This window comes from Tabrizicola sp. BL-A-41-H6, assembly GCF_050632395.1.
Taxonomy (GTDB): Bacteria; Pseudomonadota; Alphaproteobacteria; order Rhodobacterales; family Rhodobacteraceae; genus JAUYQR01.
This window is the reverse complement of sequence record NZ_CP192600.1, coordinates 3002542-3023144: the sequence shown is the minus strand read 5'-3', so window position 1 is coordinate 3023144 and position 20603 is coordinate 3002542. Positions and strand designations below refer to the sequence as shown.

The 20603-nt window shown below is 60.9% G+C and carries 17 protein-coding genes and 1 pseudogene; 7 read left to right on the top strand and 11 right to left on the bottom strand.

Annotated features, from left to right (window positions below):
- The first annotated feature begins 31 nt into the window (after positions 1-31).
- The 3 genes and pseudogenes from ACROUL_RS14780 to ACROUL_RS14770 all read left to right on the top strand — a co-directional run bounded on the left by ACROUL_RS14780 (position 32) and on the right by ACROUL_RS14770 (position 3910).
- Positions 32-727 carry a glutathione S-transferase family protein gene (locus ACROUL_RS14780; RefSeq protein WP_431300220.1) on the top strand — a complete coding sequence of 232 codons (696 nt, stop codon included), beginning with the start codon at positions 32-34 and terminating at the stop codon, positions 725-727.
- 156 nt (positions 728-883) lie between these two features.
- Positions 884-1523, top strand: a pseudogene (locus ACROUL_RS14775) (IS6 family transposase).
- Between the two features lie 557 nt (positions 1524-2080).
- Positions 2081-3910, top strand: coding sequence for an acyltransferase family protein (locus tag ACROUL_RS14770; protein WP_431301317.1), 1830 nt, complete (start codon positions 2081-2083; stop codon positions 3908-3910).
- A 649-nt stretch (positions 3911-4559) separates the two neighbouring features.
- Here the strand turns inward: ACROUL_RS14770 and ACROUL_RS14765 are convergent.
- The 11 genes from ACROUL_RS14765 to ACROUL_RS14715 form a co-directional block, all read right to left on the bottom strand.
- A complete protein-coding gene (locus ACROUL_RS14765; protein ID WP_431300219.1) occupies positions 4560-5471 on the bottom strand; it encodes an ABC transporter permease in 912 nt (303 codons plus the stop codon).
- On the bottom strand, positions 5468-6535 hold the full coding sequence (locus tag ACROUL_RS14760) for an ABC transporter permease (RefSeq protein WP_431300218.1): 1068 nt from the start codon (positions 6533-6535) through the stop codon (positions 5468-5470). Before ACROUL_RS14760 ends, ACROUL_RS14765 begins: the two co-directional genes overlap by 4 nt.
- Positions 6532-8043: an ABC transporter ATP-binding protein gene (locus ACROUL_RS14755; RefSeq protein ID WP_431300217.1), complete on the bottom strand. Its 1512-nt coding sequence runs from the start codon at positions 8041-8043 to the stop codon at positions 6532-6534. Before ACROUL_RS14755 ends, ACROUL_RS14760 begins: the two co-directional genes overlap by 4 nt.
- 5 nt (positions 8044-8048) lie before the next feature.
- Positions 8049-9137 carry a BMP family ABC transporter substrate-binding protein gene (locus tag ACROUL_RS14750; RefSeq protein ID WP_431300216.1) on the bottom strand — a complete coding sequence of 363 codons (1089 nt, stop codon included), beginning with the start codon at positions 9135-9137 and terminating at the stop codon, positions 8049-8051.
- A gap of 24 nt (positions 9138-9161) precedes the next feature.
- On the bottom strand, positions 9162-10523 hold the full coding sequence (locus ACROUL_RS14745) for an amidohydrolase (RefSeq protein WP_431300215.1): 1362 nt from the start codon (positions 10521-10523) through the stop codon (positions 9162-9164).
- On the bottom strand, positions 10520-11173 hold the full coding sequence (locus ACROUL_RS14740) for a glutathione S-transferase family protein (RefSeq protein ID WP_431300214.1): 654 nt from the start codon (positions 11171-11173) through the stop codon (positions 10520-10522). The genes ACROUL_RS14745 and ACROUL_RS14740 overlap by 4 nt, the downstream gene beginning before the upstream one ends.
- Entirely contained in the window at positions 11170-12006 is an 837-nt protein-coding gene (locus ACROUL_RS14735) for an aromatic ring-hydroxylating dioxygenase subunit alpha (RefSeq protein ID WP_431300213.1), read from the bottom strand. Before ACROUL_RS14735 ends, ACROUL_RS14740 begins: the two co-directional genes overlap by 4 nt.
- Positions 12003-12617: a Rieske 2Fe-2S domain-containing protein gene (locus ACROUL_RS14730; protein WP_431300212.1), complete on the bottom strand. Its 615-nt coding sequence runs from the start codon at positions 12615-12617 to the stop codon at positions 12003-12005. The genes ACROUL_RS14735 and ACROUL_RS14730 overlap by 4 nt, the downstream gene beginning before the upstream one ends.
- A gap of 163 nt (positions 12618-12780) precedes the next feature.
- Positions 12781-13032 carry an acylphosphatase gene (locus ACROUL_RS14725; RefSeq protein WP_431300211.1) on the bottom strand — a complete coding sequence of 84 codons (252 nt, stop codon included), beginning with the start codon at positions 13030-13032 and terminating at the stop codon, positions 12781-12783.
- A 276-nt stretch (positions 13033-13308) separates the two neighbouring features.
- Complete coding sequence (locus tag ACROUL_RS14720; RefSeq protein ID WP_431300210.1) at positions 13309-15660, bottom strand: transketolase; 2352 nt, start codon at positions 15658-15660, stop codon at positions 13309-13311.
- Between the two features lie 63 nt (positions 15661-15723).
- On the bottom strand, positions 15724-16473 hold the full coding sequence (locus ACROUL_RS14715; RefSeq protein WP_431300209.1) for a GntR family transcriptional regulator: 750 nt from the start codon (positions 16471-16473) through the stop codon (positions 15724-15726).
- A gap of 219 nt (positions 16474-16692) precedes the next feature.
- Here ACROUL_RS14715 and ACROUL_RS14710 point away from each other — a divergent pair, with 219 nt between their 5' ends.
- The 4 genes from ACROUL_RS14710 to ACROUL_RS14695 are packed head-to-tail and all read left to right on the top strand — an operon-like array spanning position 16693 to position 20595.
- Positions 16693-17736, top strand: coding sequence for a quinone oxidoreductase family protein (locus ACROUL_RS14710; RefSeq protein WP_431300208.1), 1044 nt, complete (start codon positions 16693-16695; stop codon positions 17734-17736).
- Positions 17736-18662, top strand: coding sequence for an HpcH/HpaI aldolase/citrate lyase family protein (locus ACROUL_RS14705; protein WP_431300207.1), 927 nt, complete (start codon positions 17736-17738; stop codon positions 18660-18662). The genes ACROUL_RS14710 and ACROUL_RS14705 overlap by 1 nt, the downstream gene beginning before the upstream one ends.
- Positions 18659-19876 (top strand): CaiB/BaiF CoA transferase family protein, encoded by a 1218-nt coding sequence (locus ACROUL_RS14700; protein WP_431300206.1) that lies wholly within the window; start codon positions 18659-18661, stop codon positions 19874-19876. Before ACROUL_RS14705 ends, ACROUL_RS14700 begins: the two co-directional genes overlap by 4 nt.
- Positions 19876-20595, top strand: coding sequence for an isochorismatase family protein (locus ACROUL_RS14695; protein WP_431300205.1), 720 nt, complete (start codon positions 19876-19878; stop codon positions 20593-20595). The genes ACROUL_RS14700 and ACROUL_RS14695 overlap by 1 nt, the downstream gene beginning before the upstream one ends.
- Positions 20596-20603: the final 8 nt, after the last annotated feature.

Here is a 20603-nt window from a genome sequence, read left to right as displayed (position 1 = left end):
CCAGATGCGAACCCGGAAAGATGGCCTGCAAATGATAAGATTCTTCTATAATGCGTCGCCCAATCCCCTGAAGGTTGCACTGTTCCTTGAAGAGGCCGGCCTGCCATATGAGGCCTGCCCTGTAGACACGCGGCGCGGGCATCAGCACGAGCCCGGCTATGTGGCAATCAACCCCAACGCCAAGGTTCCCGCAATCATCGATGGCGACGCAGTGGTCTTCGACAGCAATGCCATCTTGCTGTATCTTGCAGAAAAGACAGGCAAGTTCCTGCCTGCAAACAAAGACTCAATGACTCGCGGCGCGCTGTTGTCGTGGCTGATGTTCGTGGCATCAGGCGTCGGCCCTTATTCTGGGCAAGCCGTGCACTTTCGCAATGTTGCCCCCGGCGAGAACGCCTACTCGCGCAAGCGCTATGACTTCGAGGCCCGTCGCCACTGGGCCGTCGTCGACGACCGCTTGGCGCGGGGACGCTACATGCTGGGTGACGACTACACGATCGTGGATATGTCGGTTTGGGGATGGGCGTCGCGGATTCCTCTCATGTTGGGTGGCGAAGATGCGATGGCGTCGTATCCCAACATCGCCCGCCTAATGGCGGAGTTGGACGCCCGCCCCGCAGCCGCACGTGCGATTGCACTGAAGGATCGCTACTCCTTCAAGGCGGAGCTCGATGATCAGGCGATGCGCTTCATGTATCCTCAGATTTTTTCTCCCGATCCGGCCTGACTGGGGATCTGTTCAGGGGGGGCATGATGAAAGCATCCGAAGCGGCACCTTCAGTGAGACTTCCTTGAGCGGAGCAGGGTGGCCGGATGGCGTGCTTTGCTGGCCCAGACCCAAGCCGGGCTTGAGGCCAGCATGGTGGTCGGCTAGGCTTTGGCCATGACCGGACATCGCCCCTTCCGCTGCTTCAAGATGAACCCGGAAATCATCCGCCTGGCGGTGATGCTTTACGTCCGCTGCCCGCTCTCGCTCAGGAGCGTCGAGGACTTGCTGCATGAGCGCGGCATCGAGGTCAGCCATGAGACCGTCGGTGCTGGTGGAACCGGTTCCGCCCGATGTTTGCCTCCGCGATCCGGCGCAGACGGGTTGACCGGATGCGCGCTCTTCCGCATTGGCGCTGCAATCTGGACGAGGTCTTCGTGAAGATCAACGGCCGTCACGCATTACCTTTGGCGTGCGGTCGACCACGAAAACAATAAGGCGACATGGTCACCCACATTCCTTGTTGACAGGCAAGCTGGGCTCCTACGGCGCCGCCGTGAAGGACATGGTGATAAAGGGCGATCGTGAGAACGGCCGCTGGCTCAGCAATCGGGTGGAGAACTCGCATCAGCCATTCCGACGAAGGCAACGCGCCATGCTCCGCTTTCGCCGGATGCGATCGCCCCAGAAGGGCCTCGCGGTCCATTCCTCAGTCCACAACCACTTCAACTGAGAGCGCGCCCTCACAAGCCGGGCCAATTTCAAGGCCAGCCGCGCCGCCGCTCTCGCCGAGTGGCGCGATCTCTGCGCGGCCTGACGCCGGGCGGGTTTGGGCAAACAGAGACTGGTTCGCATTGGTCTGACACCACAGCCATTTTCAGCATATAAGTCTCTGAAGTATCAATATTCATAGAGCTGACTTCGCCCAAGAGTCTCCCCTCGCTTCTGAGTTGCCCGCCGTGCGTTCATCCATCACGGATGTGACGTCGCGCCTCCCCAACCTTCGCCCAACATCCAACACAGAATGACCAATTAAGAGCGGGAAGGTTGACTACGAATCCGACAAACTATGAGGATCCCATTGATGCGAGAGGATCACCAACAATCTTCACGTTGCGTGCAGCCGGATGAGCACAGCCATAAGAGGAGGCTCTTCATCGCCTCCTTCAATACGGGAGCTTGACTCACGCTGCACTGGCAGCCTCAAGTCGATCAATGGTTCCTGACCCAGCGCATACTCCAAAATTTTCCAATTGAACCCGCGCCCTCAGGTGAAGCGAAGCGGAGAGAATAAGAGGCTTGGCAGGATGCAACGGTTTGGGCTATGCAAGCATAGGATTGAGCGCTAGAGGCGGAATGCGGTAAAGACGAGAAATTGACGGACTACGTGCCGTAGCTGTCTTGCCAGTCATTCTTTTTCATGCTGGATTTAGCGTGTTTTCTGGAGGCTTTGTCGGCGTCGATATATTCTTTGTGATTAGCGGATACTTGATCACCGGCATATTAATTGCAGAGTTAGAGAGGGGCGATTTTTCGATATCGCGCTTTTACGAACGTAGGGCGCGGAGAATTTTGCCGGCACTCTTTATTGTCATGCTGGCGTGCGTACCATTGGCATATATGTGGATGTTGCCAACACAGCTTAAGGCCTTTGGGCAAAGTCTGGTTGCAGTGGTGTTCTTCGCATCGAATATTTTATTTTGGCGCGAGGATGGATACTTTGCGCCAGCTGCGGAGCTGAAACCCTTGCTGCATACGTGGAGTTTAGCGGTCGAGGAGCAGTATTATCTGCTGTTTCCAGTGTTCTTGCTGGCGGTGTGGCGGTTTGGCCGACAGCGTGTGTTTTGGAGCGTCGTTGCTATAGCCGTGCTGAGTTTGTTGCTAGCGGAATGGGGTTGGAGAAATCAAGCCAGTGCAAATTTCTATCTCGCTCCTACCCGTGCCTGGGAGTTGTTGGCAGGGTCGATTTGTGCATTTTTGACTGTCGGTAAGGCGCGCCAGGCAAGTAACGTGATGAGTGCAGTGGGCTTAGCGCTGATTGTCTTCGCGATATTTGCTTATAGCGAGAGCACACCTTTTCCGAGTGTCTACACGCTTGTGCCTGTGGTGGGCACTGCTTTGATTATATTATTTGCAGTTGAAGGTACTTGGGTTGCGCGACTACTGAGCTTGCGCGTGTTTGTTGGCGTTGGATTGATTTCTTATAGTGCGTATTTGTGGCATCAGCCCCTTTTTGCGTTTGCGCGTCTTCGTAGTTTAACTGAACCGAGCCTGGTTCTGATGGCTGTGCTTGCTTTGGCTGTGCTACCGCTGTCTTGGGCAACCTGGCGCTATGTGGAGCAGCCGTTTAGGAGGCGAGGAAACCCGATACTTGCGACGCGGGTCGGTGTGTTTGCTGCTAGCGGTGCTGTTGGTAGTGTGTTTGTCGCATTTGGCTTGTTTGCGTATTTGCATCAAGGAAATATTTTCCTGAAGTTCGATCCGCGTACTGTTGATCTATTTGCCGAAATGCAAAGAGATAACGCTACTTGGGAAAATATGTCTGCTCTGCGTATGCATGAGTTTCCAACCAATGAAAAACAGAACATTCTTGTCATTGGTGATAGCAACAGTGGAGATTTATTGAACTCACTCATTTTTGCGTTTGACAGCGCCTATAATTTCTCTTCGGTGAACATATCTGCTGGATGTGGAAATCTGTATCTGGATCGTTCTGTGTTTGAGCGCGAGCCTACCGTTGAGCCCGCAATTGCCTGCACCGATAGCGACAAATACGATGCGCGGGTATTGCAGCTAATTGACCGCGCTGACTATGTATTTCTAGCTTCCTCTTGGCGCAAGTTCGAGGCTGATTTTTTTAAGGAAAGCTGGGAGCGACTTACTGAAAGATTCGGTAGCAGATTTTATGTGTTTGGCGCGAAGAATTTGGATTTTTCGGAGGGGAAGCTGCATGAAGTGAATTTTGAAGAAGTGTTCGATCTCGCTGTTTCGCAAAGACAGGAAAAGGTTGAGGTCAATGAATCTATTGAGAGAGTTGTCGGGGGGCGATTCCTAGACCCGAGTGAGATATTTTGCGATGGTGGCAGCTGCAAAGTTTTCGAAGGAAAGAATCCTTTGTTTTATGACGGATCACATATCACCCTTCACGGGGTGGCAAAACTGTCTGCTTGGCTTGTGAACTGGATGAAGGAAGAAGAAACCTAGTAGCCTGCGGTTCTGCGAGACGGATTGAAGTATCTCGGGTCTTGCTGGGAGCGCCTTTAGGCTGGGGAGTACGTGCGGCGGGCGATGATGACCGGTAGCCGGCGGAAGCGGTCCTGCACGGCAAAAACCTTTTTGTTACGATTTAGGGCTGAAAACGGGGGACGTCGGCCCTTAAGCGGAAAGCCCCAGAGGTGCGGCCACCCCCCTTCCATTCCTGCATTAAGGTTAGCCACCTCTAGATTACCCAAGGCGCGCGCGGTCGTAGACTACGTTCGGGTCAGTCCGGTCGGTGGCCATCGCTGTGGGGAGCGGCAGCAGGCTTGGGCGCAACAGCGTTCCGTCAAACATACCGCCATCGTCGAAACGGTCCTTGGCCAGAATCCAGCCTTCAGGCTTCTGACTGTGGACAGAGGGCCGGACCAACGGTTGCCGGTGATGGCGCGGGCGATTGCGGACAGCGGACGATGGGGGCCGGCACTCAAGGGGTAACCATCAGGAGCCGCCTCGACGAGGTGGGTGGCTTCTTTTCCTTACACGCATGAGCCGCCCCCCCTTGGTGCAAGCTTGGTTCTCTCTTTGGCGACCGGGCGATTCATCAGCGTCCTGTTGACTGCTTTCGGCATCCGAAACACAGCCGAAAGCTGTCTTGTCATGGGCCGAAGGGTTCGCCCAGTGAGGCCACACCGTTGATTTTGAGCAGTCTCTTGTTCGATGTGATGATGCCCAGGACCACGATGGCGACGATATAGGGCAAGCTCGACAAAAGTTGTGACGGGACCGCCCAGCCTTCTGTCTGCGCGACAAGGCTGGCCAACGACACCGCGCCGAACAAACAGGCTCCGAAGAAAATCCTGCCGGTCAACCATGTGCCGAACACCACCAGCGCCAAGGCGATCCATCCGCGTCCGGCAATCATTCCATCGGCCCACAGCGGGGTGTAGACCGTTGCGGCATAGGCGCCGGCAAAGCCCGCCATGGCCCCGCCGAACAGTACCGCCCAAAGCCGCAAGGCGGTGACCCTGTAGCCGATGGCGCGCGCAGCGGCAGGGTTTTCGCCGATGGCCCGCAAGATCAGCCCAAGGCGCGAAAAGCGGAACATCGCCCAGATCGCAGCGGTAGCAAGCAACGACAGCCAGACGACAATGTCCTGCACGAACATGCCCCCCGCCACCGGCAGATCTGACAGGCCGGGAAAAGCGAGTTTTGGCAGGCCGGTGATGGTCAGGCTTTCGTAGGAATTGCCCACCAGCGACGACAGGCCTTGGCCAAGGATGCCGACTGCCAGACCGACAGCGACCTGGTTGGCGCGCAAGCCGAGCGCAAGGCCCGCAAAGATCAGTGAGAGCCCAGCCCCTGCAAAGCCCGCTGCCGCAAAGGCCGCGAGATGGCCGCCACCCTCGTAGACCACGATAAAGCCGATCGCCGCGCCAAAGGCCATCATCCCTTCAAGCCCAAGGTTCAGAACACCCGCCCGTTCCACCACCAACTCGCCCAGAGCGGCCAGTAGAAATGGGGTGGCTGCCGCCAGCATTCCGGCAAGGATGAATTCAATCCCGCTCATGTTGGTGCTCCTCTTGTGCGGACGAGGCGGAACCGGACGAAGGTGATGGCCGCCAGATAGCAGACCAGCAAACTGCCCTGAAACACCCTGACCGCCGCGACGGGCAAGTCTGCTGACACCATCGCGTTGTCGCCTCCGATGTAGAGCGCTGCCATGAGCAGGGACGAGGCTACGATGCCAACGGGATGCAGCCCTCCCAGATAGGCAACGATGATCGCGGCATAGCCGTATCCCGTTGAGATCGAGCGTTGCAGCTGCCCGATCGGGCCTGCCACTTCGGCAGCACCCGCAAGCCCGGCTGCAAAGCCGCCGATCAACAGCGAAAGCCAGATCGCGCGCGATTGCGAAAAGCCGGCATAGGTTGCGGCCTTGGGGGCAAGCCCGCCGACGAGAAATTGATAGCCGCCAAAGCTGCGTTGCATGTAGACCCAAGCCAACATGGCCGCCACGAAGGCGAGCAAAAGCGAGACGTTGACCCGCGTGCCGGGCAGCAGGATCGGGATCATCGCGTCATATTGGAACATGACAGATTGCGGGAAATTGAACCCTGCGGGGTCCTTCCACGGACCAAGCAGCAGGTAGTTCAACAACTGCACTGCAATCAGGCTCATCATCAGGGTGACCAGAATCTCGTTCGCGTTCAGCCTTACGCGCCAGAACGCCGGAACAATCGCCCAAAGCGCGCCACCGATGGCCCCCATGAACAGCATGGCAGGCCAGATCCAGCCGCCCGTGGCCTGCGGAAAATAGACGGGTATGGCCGAGGCGAAGATCGCACCCAAAATGAACTGCCCTTCGGCCCCGATGTTGAACACCTTGGCTCGGAAGCCGATGGCCAACCCCTGGGCGATCAGCAAAAGCGGTCCGGTCTTCAGCAGAACCTCGGAAAAGCCCGACCATGTCATGAAGGGTTCCAGCAGCAGGGCATAGAAGACGGCGGCCGGGTCCTTGCCCATCGCCACGAACAGGATCAGGTTCGACAGGATGGCCGCAAGCAGCGCCAGAAGCGGCGCTGCCACGGCCATGCGCCGCGAGGCACGGTCACGCCGGACAAGGCGGATCAAGGCGCCACCGCAGCAGCGCCAATCATCCAGCGGCCAATCTCTTCCGGTCCTGTGCCGCGCGGGTCGAGGCTGGGGGACAGCGACCCCTTGTAGAGCACCTGGATTCGGTCGCAGATTTCGAACAATTCTTCCAACTCCTCCGAAATCACCAGAACCGCGACGCCTGCATTTCGCATCTTGACCAGTCGGTGCCGGATCGCCGTCGCCGCGCCGATATCCACCCCCCAGGTTGGCTGCGCGACAAACAGCAGCTGCGGGTGCAGCGAAATCTCGCGCCCCATGATGAATTTCTGCAGGTTTCCGCCAGAAAGCGATCCTGCCTCGGCCTCGGGGCCCGAGGTGCGGACATCGAAATCCGCGATGCATGTGGCGGTGAACTTCGCTTCGGCCTGACGGTCGATGAGCCCGCGTTTCAGAAGGCCCAGAGGGTGGGCCGTAAGAAGGCTGTTGTCGGCAAGGCTCATTTCCGGCACGGCGCCGCGACCAAGGCGTTCTTCGGGGACAAAGGCAAAGCCCAAAGCCCGACGCGCGGCGGGGCCAAGGTGGCCGACCGGCTTGTCCATCATGCGAATTTCATCGCGCCTTGAGGCGGGCAGGACGATTTCACCGGAGATCAGGCGCGACAGTTCAGACTGTCCATTGCCCGAGATGCCCGCGATTCCCAAGATCTCGCCCGCATGGAGGCGCAGCGATACACCTGCCAGACCGATGCCGAAGGGATCGTCGGATTCGTGGTCCAGGGCCGCAAGTTCCAGCCGCAACTCGCCCGCAGGCATCGGGGCCAGATGAAGTGGCGCGGGCATGTCGCGCCCGATCATCATGCGGGCAAGGTCGTGGGAGTCATGTTCTCGCGGGTCGACATCCCCGGTGACGCGCCCGCCGCGCAGGATCGTGGCGCGGTCACAAAGTGCCCGAATTTCATCCAGCTTGTGAGAGATGAACAGGATCGACACCCCGCCATCGCGCAAACGGCGCAGGGTCTCGAACAGCAGTCCCACGGCTTGGGGCGGCAGAACGCTGGTCGGTTCGTCAAGGATCAGCAGGCGCGGTTCGGTCAAGAGGCAGCGGATGATTTCCACCCTTTGCCTTTCGCCAACCGATAGTGCGTGGACATGTGCAAAGGGATCGACCAACAGCCCGAAGGTCTGCCCCAAGGCACGGATACGGGCAGCGAGGTCCGCCTTTGACCCCGGCACGATGAGCGAGATGTTTTCCACCACGGTCAGGGTTTCGAACAGGGAAAAATGCTGAAACACCATGCCGATGCCCAGCCGTCGCGCCTCGGCCGGGGAGGAAAGGTGGACGCGTGCTCCGTTCCAGAGCACCTCGCCTTCGTCGGGGCGTTCGACACCGTAGATCAGCTTCATCAAGGTCGATTTGCCCGCGCCGTTTTCGCCCAGGATCGCGTGAATGGACCCTGCGTCCACGTCCAGATCAATGGCGGAATTTGCCACGGTCTGGCCGTAGGTCTTGGTCATCTTGCGAAGGGACAGCAGCGGCGCGGGCATGGGCGTTATTGGGGCAAGGGGGTGGCAACGCCTTTGACGTGCCAATCCATGGCAATGATATCGGCATCGGCGAGGGAAACGCCCGCCGCGACACCTTCGCTGCCGTCGGCCTTGGTGATCGGCCCGGTGAAGGGGTTGAAGCTGCCGTCGGCAATCTTGGCTTCGGCTTCGGTGATCTTGGTCATCACATCGGCGGGGATGTCGGCACTCCAATCCACCACGGCGACGACCTTGTCGGCCACGCCGAGGAAGGCATTGGCACCAACGAAGTTGCCCGCCAGATGGGCATCGACCGACGCCTTGAAGAAGGGCGACCAATCCGTGGCCACACAGCCAAGGTACTTGGTCGGCGCGTACTTCTTCATCGAAGAGTTCAGGTTGAAGGCATAGACGCCCGCTTCTTCGCAGGCGGCGATGACCGACGGGGTGTCCTGCGCGTTCGAGAAGATCACATCGCAGCCCTGTGCCATAAGCGCCTTGGCGGCTTCCTGTTCCTTGGCGGGGTCGAACCAGGTGTTGACCCAGACCACCGACACTTCGATGTCCGGGTTGACGGCCTGAGCACCCAGCGTGAAGGCGTTGATCGAGGTGATCAGTTCGGGAATGGCGAAGGCCGAAACCGAGCCGAGCTTGCCGGTTTTCGACAGGGCCGCAGCGGCCATGCCCAGAAGGTAGGTGCCCTGGAAATACTTCGCCGCGAAGGGCGAGAAGTTCGGGGCGACCATGAAGCCCGACGCATGAAGCACCGTGACGGACGGGTCACGCTTGGCGATCTGCATCGCGCCGTTCTGATAGCCGAAGGACCCGGCGATCAGCACCTTGTTCCCGTCGGCCACGGCCTTGGTCATGATACGGTCGGCGTCGGGGCCTTCGGTGATGTTTTCCAGAATGGTGAAGGTGACAGCATCGCCATAGGCTGCCTTGATCGGGTCCAGCCCCGCCGCCAGCGTGTGCGACCAGCCCACGTCGCCAAGCGGCGAGGGCAGGATCAAAGCGATCCCCAAGGGGTCGGCGGCACTGGCCCCGCGTGCAGAAATCGCCGCAGCGATGGCGGCGAAGGCCGTGGTCTGAAGGAAGGTGCGTCTTGCGATCATGGGTTTCTCTCCTGTTGGATGTTTTTAGGCGTCTATCTTGGCCAGCACGGCCTCGGCCTCGGCGGCCATTTCGGCTTCGTCCAAGCCGGGGAATTCCCCCTTGGCCCAGATGATACGGCCGTTGACCATGGTCAGGTCGGTGGGCATGCCGATCCCGACCTTGGCGATCAGGCTGGCAGGATCGTGACGGGTGCCGACGTAATCCATCCGGCGCGTATCGATGGCGAACAGGTCCGCAGCCATGCCGGGGGCCAGACGGCTGATATCGCTGCGTCCTAGCAGGGCAGCGCCCCCTGTCGTGGCATAGCCCAGAAAATCACGCGGTTCCGGTACGGGATTGGCGCGCTTTGATGCCACAAGGCATTGCAGCATGTAGGCCGAATGGATGCAGTGCATCAGGTTCGAGTTATCGTTCGACGCCGACCCGTCGCACCCCAGACCCAGCCGAAGGCCAAGCGCCGCCATCGCGGGAACATCGGTCACTTCGGCGCCAACCAGATAGACGGGCTCGGGGCAATGTGACACCCCGGTGCCCGAGGCCGCCATCTGGCGCAGTTCGGCATCGGTCAGTTCCCAGCAATGGGCATAGAAGGTGTCTGGCCCGGCAAAGCCGATCTGTTCCAGATAATCCACTGTCCGCATCCCGTGGCGGGCCGCGATTACCGGGCTTTCGCCTTCGCCGACATGGGTGTGCAGGAACACGCCCTTGTCGCGGGCAAGGGCGGCGGATTCAACGAACGTTTCTCGGTAGCAGTTCACCGGCTGGCAGGGGGCCACCACCACCTGTGCCATGCTGAACGGGGCAGGGTCGTGGAAGGTGTCGATCAGCCGAGCGCAATCGGAGATGAATTCATCCGTCGATTCCAGCATCTCGTCCGGGATGGTAGAGCCTTCGGACTTCGGCAGGGTATTGCCGCCGCGCCCGGCATGAAAGCGCAATCCGATCTTGGCCGCTGCTTCGAACTGGCGGTCGATAATGCGTTTTCCGGCGTGGCGCGGAAAGTTGTACTGGTGGTCGAAGGCCGTCGTGCAGCCGTGCTTGGCCAGTTCCGCCATCGCGGTCAGCGACGATTGGTAGAAGCAGTCTTCGGTCAGTCGTGCGAAGATCGGATAGATCAGATCCAGCCATTCGATGACTGACAGCTTCGTCCAGTCAAGATCGGCGCGGTTGCGCACGAAGGTCTGAAAGAAGTGGTGATGGGTGTTCACAAGGCCCGGATACAGGAACCAGCCTCGCGCATCGATGACATCGGCGCCCGCCGGGGCGCTTAGTGCCTTGCCGATCGCCGCAATCTTCGGCCCTTCGACCAACAGATCCACGTCGCGCAGCACCGTCTGCGGATCGCAGATGACGGCAGCGCAGCCTTTGAAAAGATGGGCCGTCATGCGCTGGTGCCCGTGGGTTCGGGCTTAAGCTCGTGCAAGCGGTGAATCCCCGGCATTTCAATGAAGCGTGGCAAAGCGCGCAGTGACCGTGTCCACAGCCGAATCGTGGGGTAGGGGTCGGTCGAGATGCCTCCATCCGGTGCCAGCATGGCATGTGGGAAACAGGCGATGTCGGCCAGCGTGGGCCGATTCCCGGCCAGAAACGCATCGCCGCGCAACCGCGCCTCGATCAATGCCGCCTCAAGCTCGCGCAGGGCGGCGACGCCGGCCTTGCGGCAGGCGTCGATATCGGCGGGCTTTTGCAGCATGTCATGGGTCCGCGCCTTGCCGATACTGGCCGACAGCCGATGCCCGAATGCCAGCCACTGCGCCACGCGCCCACGCATGACCGGAGTATCATCGCCCAGCCAGTCCGGCCCGTGGCACGCCGCGACATAGGTCAGGATCGCAGCGGATTCGGTCAGGATCAGATCGCCATCCTGCAGCACCGGTATGGTGCCCGCTGGATTGATCTGCAGGAAGGCCGCGCTGCGATGTTCCCCGCCGGGGTGAAAATCGACTGCCCGGAGGTCAAGCCGCGCCTGAACCAGAGAGGCCAATAGCCGAACCTTGTAGCAATCCGGGCTTAGCACGTAGTCGAAAAGGATCATGCCGCCACCAATTGTGCGCCGTAGGTATAGCCGCGCCGTTTCAACCATCGCCGGTAGGCGACAGAGGTCAGGTCGGCCCGCGTCGGGATCTCAAGCCCCGGGTCCAGCGGCAAAAGGTTGGGCAGTTGATTTTCAAGGATAGACCGATCCTGCAGGAAGATCGTCTGCTGGAAATGGATCAGGTCGGTCAGCGGCGTGGCATCATCAAACAGCGCCATCCACGGCCAGACTTCGCACAGCGTTTCCGTCAAGGGCTGCACGAAGAGGGTGATCACGTCCCATTCCCCCGGACGCGGCGGGCAGGTCTTGTACAGCACCGAAACCGTGGGCGCAGGCACGCGGTACATGTATTCGGTGGTGATACCGCCCGCGGCCGATTTGGCGGCTTGCGGCTGATAAAACTGAACCTTGGTCGCCCAGACCTCGTCCACCTCGTCGCGGATGGCCACGTCGTAGCGTCCGACTTCCGTATGGGGTTCGGCACCAAGGATATCGGTGTGCACAAAGGGAAAATGCGCGATGTCCAGAAAGTTCTCGACCGCGCGCAGGGGTGAGCATTTGACGCGGACAAGACCGACATCGACAAGGCGCCGTCCGGGCTGATCCGCCTCGGGAATGTCGAACAGAGGGTGCGCGGGGGTGCCAAGGCTGGTCCAGACATGGCCATAGCGGGCTTGTGACGGGAGGACCCTGCCTGAGGCCGTTACCAGCGGTTTGCCGTCCTGCAACGTCACGCGGATGGGTTCGCCCAGAAGCAGCGTGTCGCGGGCCTCGCGGTGCAGCTGGCTGACCAAGGCCACCGGATACCATTCGTCGCGGACGGGATCGGTCATGCCAAAGCACCCTCTGCCTGCCGCCGCATGTCCTCAAGTCCGCGCGACACTTGTGTCATGGCGGAGGGGGATGCCGTGGCCTCTGCCAGCGCATGAAGCACAAAGCGGCCGTTAGGCAGAGGTTGCATGAGGATCGTCACACCAACGCCCGACAGCTGGCCACGCGCGATCTGGCCGGACAGCGAAAAGCCGGCAGCGCCCCAGTCCACCGCTGCCTCGACCGTCAGGGACCGCAGGGCCGTTCCTTCGACGGTAGCGGGCATTCCGTCCGGTACTTCCGGCGCTACCCAGATCACCCCGCTGCTTTCCGTGGCGTGAAAGACCGGAACGCGGATCGCTTCGGGGGGGGCAAGATCAGGATGGGCCGGAATCCGCAGGCAATGGCCATCGGCACCATAGCTCCAACCATGGTAGATGCATGAAAGCGCCTCGCCCCGCACAAAACCATGTGACAGGCGCATTCCACGGTGCGGGCAACGGTCGGCCCATGCCGCAAGTCGCCCCGATGCACTGCGCCACAAAGCCACGTCAATGCTGTCGACACAGACAGGCATTACCCCCAGCCGGGGAAGGTCACGCGCCAGCGCGACAGGAGTCCAGGCAGCAGTCATTCATTCGGTTCCGGTAAACGGCCTTCAGGTCACGCTAAGTCGACGTAAGGTGGCTGTCCTGCAGACCGGGTTGGCATCGGCTATCCCAAAAAAGAATCGGGCCTCTCGCCTGATTGTTAGACCGGACCGCACAATAAGTAACCAATTTGTGAAGGAGGCAGGGTCAGGATGCTTCGCCGTTCTCCAGGCGCCGCCGTCCGATCGCTTCGACCCACACATCGATCGGACCAAGCGACACGCCCATTTCCATGGCATCGATCAGCTCTGCCGGTCCGCTAAGGGTGATTTCCACCCGCCCGTCGGCGCGCCGCACGGGAATTCCATAAAGCCCCAGGCGGTGCATGTGTCGGACCACCCAAGGCAAAAAGCTGTCAGCCGCCAGATCGCCCTCGATGGTGAAGTGCTCGACTGCCAATGTGCTAAACTCCACCCGCACGGGAAAGCATGGCAGTAAAATCCGCAAGCGCAAGGGGCCCTTCAGTACGACTTGGCTTTAGTGGAGACGATCTTCCGGTAGCTTCGCGGGATGCCAAGGCCCAGCGCGGTCACGGCAGAGGCAAGTCGGTTCAGATCGACAAGGCGTTGGGGCGAGACATGTGCCGGCTTGCTCCGCCTGGTCGGCCTTAATCACACGGCTTTGTCGAACCTGTACGTTCAGGGCAAATCGTGCCCGTGTGTTCGGCGGCGCACGTCATGACGGACCCAAGATCGAACGTGCAAGCGAATTCCTGTCCAGCCCGTAATGGCGGTAAAGATCACCGATCGTCCCGGTCTGGCCGAAGTGTTCGACACCATGAGAAATGACTCGGTGACCTGCAACGCTTCCCAGCCACGACAAAGCCGCCGGATGCCCGTCACACACCGTCAAAAGCACACTTTCGCGCGGAATTTGACCTAACATGGCTTCGACATGGCAGGTCGCCTGACCATTGCCTCGCGCGCGTGAACGCTGTGCCGCTGTCCATCCGGCGTTCAGTCTGTCGGCTGATGTCACAGCCAGGACGCCAACGTCGCGACGATATTCTCCGATGATGCCTGCAGCGGCTATCGCTTCGGGGGCGATGGCGCCTTGATAGGCGATCACCAGTTCGCAGTTTGGCCCCGGTCGCCGCAACCAATACGCGCCGTCGATCGTGCCTTGGCGGAAGTCGTCATTTGCCCGCTTTCCGGGTTGTTCAAGCGGGTTGGTGGTCAGGCGGAGGTAGACGGATCCGCCCGTCTGGTCTCGCAGCCAGGTTCTTTCGTCCGGGGTGGCGTCTCCATCTCGCTGAAGGTAATCGAAGGCCCATTCCATGATTACAGCCAATTCATCGGCAAAGGCCGGCTCGAAGGCGGCGAGTCGGTCTTGCGCCATGCCGATCAGCGGCGTCCCGATAGATTGGTGCGCGCCGCCTTCGGGGGCCAAAGTCACGCCCGACGGAGTGCCGACGATGATGAAGCGCGCATCCTGGTAGCATGCGTAGTTGAGTGCATCGAGACCGCGGGAGATGAAAGGATCGTATACGGTTCCTATCGGGAAAAGCCGCCTTGCGAACAGACTATGCGACAGCCCCGCTGCACCAAGCAGAAGAAAGAGGTTCATTTCGGCGATCCCAAGCTCGATGTGCTGACCGTCCGGGGTGAATTCCCATTTCGCGGTTGAAGGGATGCGATGCTCGATGAAGGCGTCTGCAAGCGGCTTGCGCGCGAAAAGCTTGCGGCGGTTGACCCAAGGCCCGAGGCTGGTGGTTCCAGTCACATCGGGCGATGTGGTGACAATGCGTTTGGCCAGCAAGCTGTCGCCCTTGGACAGTTCGTCAAGGATCTTGCCGAAGGCGGCTTGTGTCGAGATTTCCCGATCTGTCTCCATTGCGATTTGCGGGACTGCGATCCTTGCATCACGAAAGCGGCGCGGACCTGCGGCGAAGAAGGGAACCTGAGCGAGGAAGGCGCGAAGTGCTGCGGGGTCGGGCACGGTTGCGAAGGGGTCCCATTCCTGCCCAGAAGGGACGCCCATGTGGGCCTGCCAGGCGGCGAACTGCGTCGGGTTCATCAGGCCGCCGTGGTTGTCCTTGTGGCCGGCGATGGGGGTGCCCCAACCTTTGATTGTGTAAGCAAGAAAGCAGGTCGGGCGGTCGTGATCTATTGCGTCAAAAACCTCCGCCACGGTCGACACACAGTTGCCGCCGAGATTCTCCATCAAGGCGGCAAGTTCGGTATCCGACCGGCGGTCTATCAGTGCGGCCACCGGACCCTGATCGCCAAGGTCGTCCATCAACCGCTTGCGCCAGACCGCACCACCCATGAACGTCAGCGCGGAATACTGCTGGTTCGGACAGCGGTCGATCCAGTCTCGCAGCGCCTCGCCACCGTCCTCGGCAAAGGCGGCACGTTGCAGTGCGCCGTATTTGACGCGAACCACATCCCAGCCGAAGGCATCGAAGATTTTCTCGATCCGGGCGAAAAGCCCCTCTCGCACTATGCCATCAAGCGACTGACGGTTGTAATCTATGATCCACCAGCAGTTCCTGAGGTCGTTCTTCCAGCCTTCCTGAAGCGCCTCATATACATTGCCCTCGTCAAGTTCAGCGTCGCCAACCAGAGCTATCATGCGCCCCAGGGGAAGGTCGCGCCCCCAGTTCTTGGCATTGACGTAGTCTTGGATGAGCGACGCGAATGTGGTTATTGCGGCGCCAAGGCCTACGGACCCTGTCGAAAAGTCGACGTCGTCCACGTCCTTGGTCCGGCTGGGATAGCTTTGCACGCCGTCAAATCCGCGAAACGCCTCCATCTTCTCGCGCGGCAGGTTTCCCATCAGATATTGCGCGGCATGGAAAACTGGCGATGCGTGAGGTTTGACGGCTACCCGATCTTCCGGGCGCAGGGTGTGAAAATAGAGCGCGGTCAGGATCGAGACGACCGAAGCCGAGGAGGCTTGATGCCCACCGACCTTGATGCCGTCGACCTTGGGCCTGATATGGTTTGCGCTGTGGATCATCCAGTGTGAAAGCCACAAAAGGCGCTGTTCGATGGTCTTGAGATGCTGGTGATCGGGGCTTTTCATGGTTGAGATTTCCTGGATCAGGACAGGGCAGGTCCTACGCCACAGGCCGCTTTTTCGGGCGCGCTACTGGATGCTAATGTCAACGGAATACGAGAACCTGTCTGCGGGTAGGGTATTGATCGACACCTCGCAGACCTCGGTTCCAAAGACGTAGCGGCGGGCAATCTCGAGTGCGAGCGAACCGGGTACGGCTTCGATCCGTTCAGAGGTGGCCTGTGTCAGGGCAACGGCGCGGATCTGTTGCTGAATCTGGCTGATGGAGGTGCCGGTGCGTTCCTCGATCAGTGGAAAGAGCGGCCCTACGATGCTGGTTTGCGTCGGCACGATGTCCTGAAAGCGGGCGTCGATGTAGACATCGGTCCAGCAGAAGGGCCGTTCTTCATCGAGCGCATACCGCACGCAGCCAAGATGGACCCAGCGGCTTCCCACCGGCACGCCCAGCGTGCGGGCGAAGGCGCCTTCCGCGATGAAGCCGGTGCGCGAAACGAGCTGGAGCCTCGTTCCGGCGGCAAGGTTGAAGAGGTCATTCACCGACTGGGTGGAGTAGCTGAACCGCCGGGTGACCCGGTCATTTTCGATCCGGGTTCCCACGCCGCGCTGCGAGGAGACGAGTCCGCGCTGCTTCAGCGCTTCGATGGCGCGGCGGACTGTCTGGCGGCTGACGCCCAGTTCTATGGCGAGATCGTTTTCGGTGGGGAGCAATGAACCGACAGGGTATTTGCCTGCGCCGATACTCTCGAGCAGAATCTTGGCGATGCGGGCGTGAAGCGGAGTTGTTCGCGACTCTTCGCTGGTCTCCGCCAATGCATCCATCAGTTACACCGTCCTTTGCAGCGCTTTTAATCGAGATAGAAACTGACGCTACCGATAAGCCGTGGACGGATCAAGTTCGTACTTTCTGAAAGTGCGCATTTTCGTCGGCGAAAGTGCGCACAAAGTTCTTGACGGGAATCGATAGGGATCCGTAACCTGTGGTAAGTACGGACATGAATTGACGCCCCTCACCGGCCAGTTGGCAAGGATTGTACACACATGGAAATGCAGGCGATCCTGCTGCGGGAATACGGCGGAATTGAAACGCTGAAGCTTGAGACGACGACGGCGCCGGAGCCGGGCCCCGGCGAAATTCTGATCCGAAATCACGCCATCGGAGTGAACCACTGCGATACCGATGTGCGCCGTGGCCTGTTCGGGGTGGGCCAGACCTTTCCGCATGTCATGGGGGTGGATTCCGCCGGCGTGGTCGAGGCAGTTGGCCCCGGTGTCATCGGGTTCAAGGTTGGCGACCGCGTGTCGCCCCACTTTCTTTTGACCTGCGGGACCTGCCGCAACTGCATCCGCGGGAAAGAGAACATCTGCCTGAACGGTGGCGTGCTGGGCGTGACGTCCTGGGGCACCTATGCCCAGTTCACCAAGATCCCTGCCCATAACGTCATCCACCTGCCGGACGGCCTTGGCTTTGCCGAGGCTGTCGCGGCGCAGACGGCTTTTGCGACGGCCTGGGAGGCGCTGATCGAAGAGGGGCGGCTGCAGGTGGGCGAGACGGTCATGATCAACGCGGCTGGTAGCGGCGTCGGCTCGGCCGGTATCCAGATCGCGAAATTGGCCGGAGCGCGGGTGATTGCGACGACCGGGTCGGATGCCAAATTCGCGGCAGCCCGCGATCTTGGTGCGGACGAAGTGCTCAACTATTCGACGACCGACATTCCGAAGGCGGTGCATGATCTGACCGACGGGATCGGCGTCGACGTCGTCTTGGACATGGTCGGCGGCGAGCGTCTGATCGACAGCATCGGCGCGCTTGCGCAGGGCGGACGTCTGGTGACGGTGGGCGCGCACGCGGGCGAAAAGGTCGAAATCGACATGATCGAGTTCTTTCGCAAGCACATCTCGATGCATGGGTGCGGGCGGTCCACCAAGGCGATCGTGCAGACGGTCCTTGGGCTTGTGGCGGAAGGCAAGCTGAAGCCGGTCATCCACCGCCAGTTTCCGCTGGCCGAGGCGGGTGAGGCGCATCGTGTCATGGAAAGCCGCAACTTCTTTGGCCGCATGATCCTTGATCCGTGGGCGTCCTGATGGCTGGCGAAGTTCCGGATCCCGTCATCCGTAGCCTGCTTTTCGCGCCCGCAAACGAGGCTCGCAAGGTTCGTCGGTTGGTCGAGTCCGGCGCCGATGCGGTGGTGCTGGACCTTGAGGATGCGGTCGCGGATTCGCAGAAGATCGCGGCCAGGGCCATTGCGCGCGCCGCTTTGCCTGGACTAAGGGGGCCGCTTCGCTGCATCCGGGTGAACCCGCTTGGCACCGGCCTGACCGAAGGGGATATCGCGGCGGCGGTGTGCGCGGACCTTGACGCGCTGGTTCTGCCCAAGGTCGAAGACCCGCGCGACGTCGAGATTGCGGATCGGCTGATCCGGCTGTCCGAAGAGCGGGAGGGGCTGGCGCCGGGGTCCATACTTCTGCTGGTCCTGGTCGAGACGGCGCGGGGTCTGACGGTGTCGGACCGCGTCGCCAGGTTCGCCGATCGCGACATGCGCATCGTGCTTGGCAGCGGCGATCTTGGCACCGACCTTGCAAGGCCGACGATCCGCGGGTCGTTGTCCGACGCGCTCGCATATGGTCGGGGCAAGCTGGTCTATGACGCCCGCGCCGCGGGACTGCCCGGCCCGATCGACGGTCCCTGCCTTTTCGTGCGTGACCTGGACGCCCTTGAGGCCGATTGCCGTGTCGGAGCCGAGCTTGGGCATACTGGCAAGGTCTGCATCCACCCGGCGCAGGTGCCCGTGGTCAACCGCGTGTTCAGCCCCCCGCCGGAAGAGTTGGACTACGCCAGACAGGTTATCGAAGCCTTCGAGAAGGCCGAAGCTGCCGGTGGCGCCGCAATCGACGTGGGCGGCGTCTTCATCGACTATCCGATCGTCTACAAGGCACGTCGCATCCTCGCTCTTGCTGCATCCATTGCGGCGGTCGAAGGCCGGGTCGCAAAACAAGGTAATGTGCAATGACTTCAACGGACAAAGAGGTTCCGCTGCCGATGAAGGGCGTCCGCGTGCTGGACTGCGCCACGTTCATCGCGGGCCCGTGCTGCGCCACCTTTCTTGGCGAATTCGGGGCCGAGGTCATCAAGGTGGAATTGCCAAAGGTCGGCTGCCCCTTGCGCAAGTTCGGCACCATGACCGAGATCGGCGACAGTCTTCCGTGGCTGTCTGAATCGCGCAACAAGCAGTCCCTGACGCTGGACCTTCGCACCCCCGAAGGCGCGCAGATCCTGAAGGACCTGGTGGCGAAATCGGATGTGCTGGTGGAGAACTTCCAACCCGGCACGATGGAGGGTTGGGGGCTTGGCTGGGATGTCCTGCGCGAGGTGAACCCGAAGCTGGTGATGGTGCGCATTTCGGCCTATGGCCAGAGCGGCCCCTATGCCGGGCGGCCCGGTTTTGGCCGGATCGCGAATGCGTTTGGTGGCATCTCCTATCTTGCGGGCTATCCCGACAGGCCGCCGGTGACACCGGGAAGCGCCACCTTGCCGGATTACCTTTCGGGCATGTTCGGTGCGATGGGGGCGCTGATGGCGCTGCGTACGGCCGAGACGTCGGGCATCGGGCAGGTGGTCGACATCGGCCTTTACGAGTCGATCTTCCGCCTGCTGGACGAGCTTGCGCCGGCCTATGCGTTCAAGGGTTACGTGCGCGAACGCATGGGGCCGGGCACCGTCAACGTCGTGCCGCACAGCCATTACCCGACCAAGGATGGCCGCTGGATCGCCATTGCCTGCACCAACGACAAGATATTTGCCCGCTTCGCCGCTGTGGTGGGCCAGCCGGAACTTGCCGGAACCGGCAAGTGGGGCACGATCCTGCAGCGTGAGGCTGCCCGTGCGGAGGTGGACCAGTGGGTCTCGGACTGGACGGAGGCGCATGACCGCGACGAAATCCTCAGGCTTTGCGACGCGGGGCAGGTGCCTTGTGGCCCGCTTCTGTCGATCGCCGAGATTTTCGAGGATCCGCAATACGCCGCCCGCGGCAACATCGCGAAGATGCACCATCCGGTGGTTGGTGACCTGTCGCTGCCGAATGTGGTGCCGCGGCTGACCGAAACGCCCGGCCGGATCGACACGCTTGGTCCAAGCCTTGGCCAACACACCGACGCGATCCTGAGCGGTCTTCTGGGGAGAACCGCGGCTGAGGTGGGTGCCCTGCGTGCGAAGGGGGTGATCTGATGTCCGACTGGAACGACATGCTGACCGACGCCGACCGCGCCGTGATGGCGCGTGGAAAGTGGGCGCAGAAGGCGGGCGTGGGCGAGCGTCCGGCACTGATCCTGATCGACTGCCAGTATTACATGAGCGGAATTCGCGGCGCGAACGACAACGCCGAGAAGTATCCGTTGGCCTGCGGCGAGGTGGCCTTTGCCGCGACCGACCAGATGAAACGGCTGCTGGACGCCGCCCGCGCGGCAGGCATTCCCGTGATCTACACGCGCTTCGTCGTGGACCCGGTGAACGATGATGTCGGCATGTTCCACCGCAAGATCGGCGCCGGGGTCGGTCGCGGCGAGAACCTGTATTTTGCGGGCACGCACGGAGCCGAAATCACCGACGACCTGAAGCCGCTGCCCACGGAGATCGTGCTGGACAAGAAGAAGAAGAGCGCCTTCTTCGGCACGCCGCTGATCTCGCTTTTGATCGACCGGCGGGTGGATACCTGCATCATCGTCGGCGGCTCCACCTCGAACTGCGTGCGCGCCACGGTCGTGGACAGCGAGCAATACAACTTCTTCACCGTGATCCCCGAGGAGGCCGTCTACGACCGCCTGCCGCTGGCGCACAAGGTGAACCTTTTCGACATGAACCGCAGCTACGGCGACGTGATGCCGGTGGATGACGTGCTGGCCTATCTGGGCCGCGTCAAAGCCGCGCGTTCCAGCCAGGAAACGTGAGGGGAAAG